At 46.5% G+C, this 1,029-nt stretch carries 1 protein-coding gene; it reads right to left on the reverse strand.

The genetic code is table 11. The features are described 5' to 3' along the window. On the reverse strand, nt 1-1,029 hold a 1,029-nt coding region (locus R7E00_RS25195; protein WP_318124936.1), incomplete at both ends, for a diguanylate cyclase domain-containing protein.

Genomic DNA, 1,029 nt, shown 5'->3' on the forward strand with positions numbered 1-1,029 from the left:
ACTGGTGGGTGATTTTAGGGTCAACCATCACGGCTTTGCTGTCGAGCGACAACATAATCCCAGAGAGTTCGATTTTGTAAGAGAGCTGATTTAACAGTCGGTTTGCCGCTTCCAACGCGTCGCTGTGACCGCTTGCGTTGGGAAGAATGACGATGAACTCATGCTCACTAATCCGACCAATTTGGTGAGTGCCCAAATGGTCGCGCAACAAAGTCGAGATGTACTGGATCGCCTCATCAAAGATCAGGTGTCCGTACACTTCAGCGATTTGCTTGAGGCTCTTACTTGTTATGTAGATGAACGAGAAGTGATTCGGCTGGTGTTTCACCAACTCTTCAAGTGCACCTAAGATCACTGGGCGATTACAAAAGCCAGACACAGGATCAAAATCGGTCAGTTTTTGAATCATCTCAGCTTGTTGTTTGTTTTCACTCAAATCTTGCAACAGCAGCATCAAGGCGGTGTGCCCGTTGTGCTGAATCAGTGTTGCTTCTATTAAACAATCGATGGTTTCGCCGTGGCTGTCTAGCATCTGTGCTTCAAACTGATTGCGGCCATGTTGAAGCTCTCGATACATTGCATCAACACGACACTCATCCGCAGTCGTAGGGCAGAGCGTGTCTAATGACTGCTCAAGAAGGTCGGACTTTTTATAACTCAGTAGTTCAAGCGCTCGATGGTTGGCGTCGACGATTTCACGTTCAATAACGATCAGCATGCCTAACGATGAGCTGTGGTAAAGTGCGCCGAATTTCTCCATGGAGTCTTTCAGCTGTAACTGAGTCATAGACGTGTTTTCAGAGAGCTTTTGCACAAGCTTTGTCGCGAGTTCTAACTCATCGAACTTTACGGACTGCAAACCTTCAAGCTGATATTGGGAGGCGATTTCGTTAATGCCTTCTGCAAAGTGGCTAAAGCGTGTTGCCACCTTTCTTTTGAAGATGAAAAACGTGCTGGTAGCAATGACTGACGCTACCACCCCAACCGTCGCAAAGAGGTAAATAAAGAGTGTATTACCTTTTGAATAGT

The sequence above is a fragment of the Vibrio sp. Vb1755 genome (genome assembly GCF_033338635.1).
GTDB lineage: Bacteria > Pseudomonadota > Gammaproteobacteria > Enterobacterales > Vibrionaceae > Vibrio > Vibrio alginolyticus.